Raw genomic sequence first — 11,046 nt, 5'->3', positions numbered from 1 at the left:
TATTTATTCATATTAACGTTTGTTAATTTTTAATTTATTGGTTCTTGTTGATAAATTAAATTTACTTTTTGTTATCCTAATTATTATACACATGTGAATAATTTTATTATATTTGTCAACAAATTATAATAGAACACGTACTTATTGTTGATAACTTGTTAATACTTAAATTTTACATATTTAATTTTTATTAAAAAATTATTTTTTGATAGACTGGAGGTCAAAAAATGAATGCCCAATTGAAACAACTATGGACGAAAACTTTAAATATCATAAAAGGGGAACTCACTGAAGTTAGTTTTAATACCTGGATAAAAAGTATTTCTCCTATATCAATGAATGAAAATACAATAAAATTAGAAGTTCCCAATGATTTTACAAGAGGCATTCTTGAAAGTAGATATAAAGATCTTATAATAAATGCAATAAAACTTATAACTTCTAAAAAATATAACATAGAATTTTCAATAACATCAGAAGAAATTTTTAATAATCAGCAACTTAAACCTAAGTCGTCCAATGATAATATAGTGGTTAATGATGAGATGACATCTATCTTAAACCCTAAATATACATTTGATTCATTTGTAATAGGTAATAGTAATAGATTTGCTCATGCCGCATCTTTAGCTGTTGCAGAATCTCCAGCTAAAGCATACAATCCTCTTTTCATATATGGAGGAGTTGGACTTGGTAAAACTCACTTAATGCATGCTATTGGTCACTATATACTTCAAAATACACCTAATGCAAAGGTTGTATATGTTTCTTCTGAAAAATTTACTAATGAGCTTATAAACTCTATAAAAGACGATAAAAATGAAGAATTTAGAAATAAATATAGAAATGTAGATGTACTTCTTATAGATGATATTCAATTTATTGCTGGAAAAGAAAGAACTCAAGAAGAATTTTTTCATACTTTCAATGCTCTTTATGAAGCTGACAAGCAAATAATTCTATCTAGTGATAGACCACCAAAAGAAATACCTACATTAGAGGATAGACTTCGTTCTAGATTTGAGTGGGGACTTATCGCTGATATCCAAGCCCCTGATTTTGAAACAAGAATTGCCATACTAAAAAAGAAGGCAGATGTAGAAAATCTTGATATACCAAACGAAGTTATGGTATACATTGCAACTAAAATAAAATCAAATATCAGAGAACTTGAAGGCGCATTAATAAGAATTGTTGCGTACTCTTCTCTAACAAACAGAGAAATTAGCGTAGATCTTGCAGCAGAAGCTCTAAAAGATATAATATCAAGCGAACAAAATAAACAAATTACAATAGAGCTAATACAAGATATCGTATGTAATTACTTTAACTTAAAAATTCAAGAACTTAAATCTTCTAGAAGAACTAGAAACATAGCATTTCCAAGACAAATTGCCATGTATTTAAGTAGAAAACTTACTGATATGTCTCTCCCTAAAATAGGAGAAGAATTTGGAGGACGTGATCACACAACTGTAATTCACGCCTACGAAAAAATTTCTAACATCTTAAAGAAAGATGAGTCTTTAAGAAACGTTATTGATGATTTAAACAAGAAGATAACTAACAATTAACATATGTTTATAATATACACTTAATATTATGTGGATAAAATAAAAATATACATTGACTGTTTATTATTGTGGATAAATGTTAAGTTTTTTGATCAATTTATCCACAATAATTTTTCCACTAATTTTGGCTATTCTATTAGCTTTGAATAGGTTATCCACATATCAACAGTCCCTATTACTATTACTACTATATAAATATATCTATTCTATCTATTTATAATCAAAATTTTAATTGTGGATAAAGGAGGTACACAACTATGAAATTTACATGTGCTAAAAACAAATTACAAGAAGCAATATCAATAGCACAAAAAGCTGTAACTGGAAAATCACCTATGCCTATATTACAAGGAATACATTTATCTGCTAAAGATAATGAACTTACTTTAATTGGATCTGATATAGACCTTAGCATAGAAACTAAAATAGAAGCGGAGGTTGAAGAAGAAGGTACAATAGTTGTTGATTCTAAGATATTCGGAGAAATAATAAGAAAACTTCCTAATAGTTCAGTAAAAATCAACACTACAGATAATAATTCTATTGAAATATTCTGTGAAAAATCTAAGTTTGATTTAATTCATATGGATGCAGATGAATTTCCAGGCTTACCTAGAATAAATGAAAATATGATTTTCAGTATACCTGAAAAAGTATTAAAAAATATGATTAAAGGTACTATATTTGCTATAGCTCAAGATGAAACAAGACCTATTCTTACAGGAATATTGTTTGAAGTTAGAGATGAAAAACTGAACTTAGTTGCACTAGATGGATATAGATTAGCACTTAGAAGTAACGAAATTAACAATGAAAACACTATAAGTGCGGTAATTCCAGGAAAAACATTTAGTGAAGTTTCTAAAATACTGAGTGAAGATGAAAAAAATGTAAATATAACTTTTACTCCTAACCATATTCTTTTTAATCTAGGAGAAACTAAGGTTATATCTAGACTTTTAGAAGGAGAATTTATAAAATATAATTCTATAATTCCAGAAGAATACAAGTTAAAAGTAACAGCTAAAAGATCTGAATTATTGAATTGTATTGAAAGAGCATCTTTAATGGGAAAAGACGGAAACACGAATCTTGTAAAATTCGACATTAAAGATGACAATCTAATTATCACTTCTAATTCTCAATTGGGAAAGGTTAGAGAAGAACTAAATATCATTTTGCAAGGTGACGAACTTCAAATTGCATTTAATTCAAAATACCTAATTGATGTGCTTAAAATTCTAGAAGATGATGAAATAATAATGGAATTTGATAGTAGCGTAAGTCCTTGTGTTATCAAGAGTAAAGAAGAAAAAGCATACACTTACTTAGTTTTACCAGTAAGACTTTTAAATGCGTAAATGTTTGTTTATGAAAAATAAGTTGGAGGATTGTATATGCAAGAAATAAAAATAAGTACAGAGTTCATAAAGTTAGATGCTTTCTTAAAATGGTCGGGAATTGCAACTATGGGTTCAGAAGCAAAATTCTATATTCAAAATGATGAAGTTATAGTAAACGGAGAAGTGGAAAATAGAAGAGGAAGAAAGCTAGTACCAGGTGACATAGTAGAATTTAACGGAGACGCATATAAAATTATTTAATATTTAAACTTAGTTAAGATATGAGTTATATGGTATAATTACAACAGGTGTTGTTATGTATATTAAAAATTTAGAGTTAATTAATTTTAGAAACTATGAAATATTATCTTTAAAACTTCATAGTGGCATAAATGTCTTTATAGGAGATAATGCCCAAGGAAAAACAAATATTCTTGAAAGTATATATTATTGTAGTATAGGCAAATCTCATAGAACCAATAAGGATAAAGAACTTATAAAGTGGGGGGCTAGGGATGCCTATATAAGCGTTTATATTAGTAAAGAAAGGCTAGATAAGAAGATAGACATTAAAATATTCAAAGAAGGTAAAAAAGGCGTTAGGGTTAATTCTATAAAATTAAAGACTATCTCAGATCTTATAGGTGTTTTTAACGTTGTAATGTTTTCCCCAGAAGATTTAAAAATTGTGAAAGAATCACCTTCCTATAGACGAAAATTTTTAGATATTGAACTCAGTAAATTGAACAAAAAATATTACTATAGTTTAGTAAGATATAATAAAGTTTTGAATGAGAGGAATACTATTCTTAGAAAATGGAACTCTAACACAGAAGTTACTGAAGTTTACGATCATCAATTAAGTAAATATGGAAGTTATATAATAAAAGAGAGGCTTAAATACATAGAATCTTTAAGCATTAGGGGAAATAAAATTCATAAAGATATAACTTCACAAAAGGAAAATATAGAATTTAAATATATAACGTCTATTAAAGATTTAAACAACATTCAAAATGACTTTTATAATTTATTAAGAGAAAATGTAAAAAAAGATTTTGAAAAGGGAAGTACTTCATTTGGTCCACATAGAGATGATTTTGCAGTAAATATAAATAATACAGATACTAGAACTTTTGGGTCTCAAGGTCAACAAAGGACAGCAGTATTAACTATAAAACTTGCATCATTAGAGATCATAAAAGAACAAACAGGTGAATATCCTGTTCTTTTACTAGATGACGTTCTTTCTGAATTAGATATAAATAGGCAAAAGTATATTCTTAATTCAATAAGAGAATTTCAAACAATTATAACAGGAACGGGTTTAATTGATATTAGGGAATATTTAGATGATCATGTGAAGTTATTTAAGGTTACAAATGGAACAGTTAATCAATAATCGTCTAAGGAGGATAACTTATGTTTTTGCATTTAGGAGAAAATGTAGTAGTTCCATTAAAAGATATAATTGGTATATTCGATCTAGAGGCTACAATGTATAGTTCAGACACTATACAATTTTTAAGAATGGCTGAAGAAGATGGTTTTGTTGAAAGGATAACAAAAGAAAATCCGAAATCTTTTGTTGTTGCTGAAGTTAACAAGAAAAGTAAAATATACTTATCACCTATATCTTCTTCTACCTTAACAAAGAGAACTGAAAATATGTTCTATGAACCTAAAGAATAAGTTAGGAGGACATTCATGGAGAACAAACAAGTATATGATGAATCGCAAATACAAGTACTTGAAGGATTAGAGGCTGTTAGAAAAAGACCAGGGATGTATATTGGAACAACAGGAATAAGAGGGCTACACCACTTAGTTTACGAAATTGTAGACAATAGTATAGATGAGGCCTTAGCTGGTTTTTGTCAAAACATAGAAGTGTTAATACATAAAGATAATTGCATAACAGTAAAAGATGATGGTAGGGGTATGCCTGTAGGTATTCATCCTAAAATGAAAAAGCCAACAGTTGAAGTTATTATGACTGTGCTTCATGCTGGTGGTAAATTTGGTGGAGGCGGATACAAAGTATCTGGAGGTCTTCACGGTGTTGGTGCTTCAGTTGTTAATGCTCTATCAAAAGAGTGTAATGTTGAAGTAAGAAGAGACGGACATATATGGAGTCAAAACTATAAAAAGGGTAAAGTTGTTAGTGAACTTACCATTGTTGGGGATACAGATGAGCATGGAACATCTGTTTATTTTAAGCCTGATGATGAAATTTTTGAAGAAGTGGAATTTGATTATTCTACATTAGCTCAAAGATTAAGAGAGTTAGCATTTTTAAACAAAGGAATAAAGATTATATTAGTTGACGAAAGAGAAGGAAACGAAAGAAGAGATGAGTTTCACTATGAAGGTGGAATAAAATCATTTGTTTCTTTCCTAAACAGAAATAAACAAACTCTTCATGCAGAACCTATATATGTAGAGGGTAACAAAGATGATTATTTAGTTGAAGTTGGATTACAATACAATGATACATACAATGAAAATATTTTTTCCTTTGCAAATAACATAGATACAGTTGAAGGTGGAACTCACTTAGCTGGATTTAAAACAGCACTTACAAGAGTGTTAAATGATTATGCAAGAAGATATGGATTCTTAAAGGAAAACGATAAAAACTTATCAGGTGATGATACAAGAGAAGGTCTTACTGCAGTAATTTCAGTAAAGCTTACAGATCCTCAATTTGAAGGACAAACAAAAACAAAGCTTGGAAATACTGAAGTTAGAGGAATTGTTGATTCAATAGTATCTGAAAGAGTTAGCATATTCCTAGAAGAAAATCCTGATACAGCAAAAATCGTTATTGAAAAATCATTAACAGCAGCAAGAGCAAGAGAAGCTGCTAAAAAAGCAAGAGAACTTACTAGAAGAAAAAGTGTGCTTGAAAGTACATCACTACCAGGTAAACTTGCAGATTGCTCTTCTAAAGACCCATCAGAATGTGAAATTTATTTAGTCGAAGGAGATTCTGCGGGTGGTTCTGCAAAGCAAGGAAGAGATAGAAGATTCCAAGCTATTTTACCATTAAGAGGTAAAATAATGAACGTAGAAAAGCAAAGACTTGATAAAATATTAAATTCAGATCAAATAAGAGCCATGATTACAGCTTTTGGAGCAGGTATTGGCAAAGATTTTGATATAGAAAAAATAAGATATCACAGAATTATAATAATGACCGATGCCGATGTAGATGGAGCTCACATAGCAACACTACTACTAACATTCTTTTATAGATACATGAGAGAACTAGTTGATGGCGGTCATGTATATATTGCGCAACCACCTTTATATCAAGTTAAGAAGGGTAAGAGTGTTAATTACGCTTATTCAGACAATGAACTTCAAGAAGTTTTAGCACAAATTGGTGGAAAAGATAAGAATACAGAAATTCAAAGATATAAGGGTCTTGGAGAAATGGATGCTGGTCAATTGTGGGATACTACAATGAATCCAGAACACAGAACATTAGTTAAAGTTACTATAGACGACGCTATGAGGGCTGATGAAGTATTTACAATTTTAATGGGTGACAAAGTAGAGCCAAGACGTGAATTCATAGAAGAAAATGCTAAAAAAGTTGTTAACTTAGATATATAAGGTTAGTAAAGAGGTGTTAAGATGAACAACGAAGGTAATATTATACCAGTAGACATAAGTAAGGAAATGCAAAGAAGTTATATAGATTACGCTATGAGTGTTATTGTTGGTCGTGCACTTCCAGACGTAAGAGATGGATTAAAACCAGTTCATAGAAGAATTTTATATTCAATGCATGAACTTGGATTAACTCCTGAGAAAGGATATAGGAAATCTGCCAGAATAGTCGGTGACGTTTTAGGTAAATATCACCCACACGGTGATACTGCTGTATATGACGCTTTAGTTAGAATGGCTCAAGATTTTTCTATTAGATATACTCTTGTAGACGGTCATGGAAACTTTGGTTCTGTAGACGGAGACGGAGCAGCTGCAATGAGATATACAGAAGCTAAGATGACTAAAGTTACTCTTGAGCTTCTACGCGATATAAACAAGAACACAGTAGACTTTATACCTAACTTTGATGGAGAAGAAAAAGAACCTTCAGTTCTTCCATCTAGATTTCCTAACTTACTTGTAAATGGATCTTCAGGTATAGCAGTTGGTATGGCAACAAATATACCACCTCACAACTTAACTGAAGTTATAAATGGTATAAGTAAATATATCGATAATCCAGACATTTCAGTTGCTGAACTTATGGCAGAAATAAAGGGACCAGATTTTCCTACAGCAGGAATTATAGTTGGAAAATCAGGTATAAAAAGAGCTTACGAAACTGGTCGTGGAAAAGTTGTTATTAGATCAAAAGCTGAAATAGAAGAAGATGAAAAAGGAAAATCAAGAATAGTTGTAACTGAGATACCTTACCAAGTAAATAAAGCTAGACTTATTGAAAGCATAGCAAATTTAGTTAAGGATAAGAGGATAAATGGAATTTCAGACCTTAGAGATGAATCAGACAGACAAGGTATGAGAATTGTAATAGAACTAAAGAGAGACGCAAATGCTAATGTTGTGTTAAATCAATTATATAAACACACTAAAATGCAAGATAGCTTTGGAATAATAATGCTAGCACTTGTTAATGGTGAACCAAGGGTATTAAGTTTAAAAGAAGTTTTAAAACATTATATAAAATTCCAAGAAGAAGTTATAACAAGAAGAACTCAATTTGACCTAGATAAAGCACTTGCAAGAGCTCACATATTAGAAGGTCTTAGAATAGCACTTGATCACATTGATGAAGTTATAAAATTAATACGTAGTTCTAAGACAACAGCTGAGGCAAGAGAAGGTCTTATGAGCAAATTTAATCTTTCTGAAAAACAAGCAAATGCAATACTTGATATGAAACTTCAAAGACTTACAGGTCTTGAAAGAGAAAAAATCGAAGAAGAGTATGCAAAACTTATGGAAAGCATTAAATACTTTAGAGAAATACTTTCAAACAAAGATTTATTATTAAAAATAATAAAAGATGAGTTAAATGAAATTAAAATTAAATATGGTGATGAGAGAAGAACAGAAATTGTTCATGGCGACGGAAATGACATAGATATAGAAGATCTAATAGAAGAAAAAGACGTTGTTATAACTCTAACTCATGCTGGATACATAAAAAGACTTCCTGTTGAGACATATAGCGCTCAAAGAAGGGGTGGTAGAGGTATTCAAGCAATGACAACTAAAGAAGATGATTTTGTTGAACATATAATAACTTCATCAACTCATGATAATATATTATTCTTTAGTAATAGGGGAAGGGTATACAAACTTAAAGCTTATCAAATACCTGAAGCTGGCAGAACAGCTAAGGGAATGAATTTAATAAACCTACTTCCTTTAGAGAAAAATGAAAAAATACAAAATGTAATATACCTAAAAGAATTTAAACCAGATAGATACTTAATCATGGGAACTAAGAATGGTTTAATAAAGAAAACTTCACTTGATCAATATTCATCTATTAGAAAAAATGGATTAAATGCTATTAATCTAAGAGAAAATGATGAACTTATAAGTGTTAGGGTAACTACTGGAGATTGCAATATAATTTATGCTACTAAAAATGGTTATGCAATAAAATTTGATGAAAATGATGCAAGACCAATGGGTAGAAATGCAACAGGAGTTAAAGCTATTACCTTAAGAGATGATGATGAAGTTGTAAGTATGGAAGTTGCATCAGATGAAAGAGATCTTTTAGTTGTAAGTGAAAATGGATATGGTAAGAGAACTCCAATTAAAGAATACACACTTCAAAAAAGAGGTGGAAAAGGGGTTATAACTTATAAAATATCTGAAAAAACAGGACTTCTTATTGGTGCAAGATCTGTTGAGGATGAAGATGAATTAATGCTTATAAATGACAGTGGTATAGCTATAAGAATAAATGTTTCTGATATATCAGTTACTAGCAGAAATGCTATGGGAGTTACTTTAATGAGAACTGTAGAAGAAGAAAAAGTAGTTACTATGGCTAAAGTTAATATAACTGAAGAAGAGATGGAAGAAGGTTCTAATGATTCACAACAAATAGCTCAAGATGAGTTAGAAGAAAACAATAGTGAAATTAATCAACAGGTTGATGAGGAAATAAACGAATAATTGTTAATAAAAATGAATTTAAAAGTGACTTTGCTTAAAAGCAAGGTCACTTTTTTATAGTTTTTTAATATACATAACCAGGAGTGTCAATATGATATATTTAGAGAAATTTAGTGTTAATAAAAGAAAATAGAATATAATTTATTATAATAAAACATAATATATTTACGTTAAATTAATTATTTTGATAAGATATCACTTGTCGTTAAGTGATTGCGACAAAAGAAGTCACAAAAAACTTTGAAAAAAGTGTTGACAAGAAAAATTAGTTATGATAAACTAAGGAAGTCGTCGAGAGATGGCGAAAGAAAATGGTCTTTGAAAATTAAACAGAATATAGGTAATAAACCAGTCAATAAATTTGAGTAAGATTAAACTTTTAAATTGAGAGTTTGATCCTGGCTCAGGACGAACGCTGGCGGCGTGCCTAACACATGCAAGTCGAGCGATGAAGCTTCCTTCGGGAAGTGGATTAGCGGCGGACGGGTGAGTAACACGTGGGTAACCTGCCTCAAAGAGTGGGATAGCCTCCCGAAAGGGAGATTAATACCGCATAACATTATTTTACGGCATCGTAAAATAATCAAAGGAGCAATCCGCTTTGAGATGGACCCGCGGCGCATTAGCTAGTTGGTGAGGTAACGGCTCACCAAGGCAACGATGCGTAGCCGACCTGAGAGGGTGATCGGCCACATTGGAACTGAGACACGGTCCAGACTCCTACGGGAGGCAGCAGTGGGGAATATTGCGCAATGGGGGAAACCCTGACGCAGCAACGCCGCGTGAGTGATGAAGGTTTTCGGATCGTAAAACTCTGTCATTAGGGACGATAATGACGGTACCTAATGAGGAAGCCACGGCTAACTACGTGCCAGCAGCCGCGGTAATACGTAGGTGGCAAGCGTTGTCCGGATTTACTGGGCGTAAAGAGTATGTAGGTGGGCATTTAAGTCAGATGTGAAATTCCCGGGCTTAACCTGGGAGCTGCATTTGATACTGGGTGTCTAGAGTGCAGGAGAGGAAAGTGGAATTCCTAGTGTAGCGGTGAAATGCGTAGAGATTAGGAAGAACACCAGTGGCGAAGGCGACTTTCTGGACTGTAACTGACACTGAGATACGAAAGCGTGGGTAGCAAACAGGATTAGATACCCTGGTAGTCCACGCCGTAAACGATGAATACTAGGTGTCGGGGGGTACCACCCTCGGTGCCGCAGCAAACGCATTAAGTATTCCGCCTGGGGAGTACGGTCGCAAGATTAAAACTCAAAGGAATTGACGGGGACCCGCACAAGCAGCGGAGCATGTGGTTTAATTCGAAGCAACGCGAAGAACCTTACCTAGACTTGACATCTCCTGAATTACTCGTAACTGAGGAAGTCCCTTCGGGGACAGGAAGACAGGTGGTGCATGGTTGTCGTCAGCTCGTGTCGTGAGATGTTGGGTTAAGTCCCGCAACGAGCGCAACCCTTATTGTTAGTTGCTACTATTAAGTTAAGCACTCTAACGAGACTGCCGCGGTTAACGTGGAGGAAGGTGGGGATGACGTCAAATCATCATGCCCCTTATGTCTAGGGCTACACACGTGCTACAATGGCTGGTACAACGAGCAGCAATCCCGCGAGGGGGAGCAAAACTTGAAAGCCAGTCCCAGTTCGGATTGTAGGCTGAAACTCGCCTACATGAAGTTGGAGTTGCTAGTAATCGCGAATCAGCATGTCGCGGTGAATACGTTCCCGGGTCTTGTACACACCGCCCGTCACACCATGAGAGCCGGTAACACCCGAAGCCCGTGAGGTAACCGTAAGGAGCCAGCGGTCGAAGGTGGGATTGGTGATTGGGGTGAAGTCGTAACAAGGTAGCCGTAGGAGAACCTGCGGCTGGATCACCTCCTTTCTAGGGAGAATGGAAGCAAAGCTTCCAGACTGGAAACCTGATTCTGTTTAATTTTGAAAGAC

At 32.9% G+C, this 11,046-nt stretch carries 7 protein-coding genes and 1 rRNA gene; all 8 read left to right on the top strand.

What is annotated here, in order from left to right:
- The first annotated feature begins 227 nt into the window (after positions 1–227).
- The 8 genes from dnaA (at position 228) to NT01CX_RS11880 (ending at position 10,984) form a co-directional block, all read left to right on the top strand.
- Positions 228–1,574 (top strand): chromosomal replication initiator protein DnaA, encoded by a 1,347-nt coding sequence (dnaA, locus tag NT01CX_RS11915; protein ID WP_011723269.1) that lies wholly within the window; start codon positions 228–230, stop codon positions 1,572–1,574.
- Between the two features lie 257 nt (positions 1,575–1,831).
- Entirely contained in the window at positions 1,832–2,935 is a 1,104-nt protein-coding gene (dnaN, locus tag NT01CX_RS11910; RefSeq protein WP_011723268.1) for a DNA polymerase III subunit beta, read from the top strand.
- A gap of 36 nt (positions 2,936–2,971) precedes the next feature.
- A complete protein-coding gene (gene yaaA, locus NT01CX_RS11905) occupies positions 2,972–3,178 on the top strand; it encodes a S4 domain-containing protein YaaA (RefSeq protein WP_011723267.1) in 207 nt (68 codons plus the stop codon).
- 55 nt (positions 3,179–3,233) lie between these two features.
- Positions 3,234–4,319: a DNA replication/repair protein RecF gene (gene recF, locus NT01CX_RS11900; RefSeq protein WP_011723266.1), complete on the top strand. Its 1,086-nt coding sequence runs from the start codon at positions 3,234–3,236 to the stop codon at positions 4,317–4,319.
- A 20-nt stretch (positions 4,320–4,339) separates the two neighbouring features.
- Positions 4,340–4,609 (top strand): extracellular matrix regulator RemB, encoded by a 270-nt coding sequence (gene remB / locus NT01CX_RS11895; protein WP_011723265.1) that lies wholly within the window; start codon positions 4,340–4,342, stop codon positions 4,607–4,609.
- 15 nt (positions 4,610–4,624) lie between these two features.
- Entirely contained in the window at positions 4,625–6,538 is a 1,914-nt protein-coding gene (gene gyrB, locus NT01CX_RS11890) for a DNA topoisomerase (ATP-hydrolyzing) subunit B (RefSeq protein ID WP_011723264.1), read from the top strand.
- A gap of 21 nt (positions 6,539–6,559) precedes the next feature.
- The gene (gene gyrA, locus NT01CX_RS11885; RefSeq protein WP_011723263.1) at positions 6,560–9,091 is read left to right on the top strand and encodes a DNA gyrase subunit A; all 2,532 of its coding nucleotides are present in this window, start codon (positions 6,560–6,562) and stop codon (positions 9,089–9,091) included.
- 380 nt (positions 9,092–9,471) lie between these two features.
- Positions 9,472–10,984, top strand: a 16S ribosomal RNA gene (locus tag NT01CX_RS11880).
- The last annotated feature ends 62 nt before the right edge of the window (positions 10,985–11,046 follow it).

The sequence above is a fragment of the Clostridium novyi NT genome (genome assembly GCF_000014125.1).
GTDB lineage: Bacteria > Bacillota > Clostridia > Clostridiales > Clostridiaceae > Clostridium_H > Clostridium_H novyi.
Note: the sequence above shows the minus strand (reverse complement) of the source record. Positions and strands in the feature narration are given on the sequence as shown.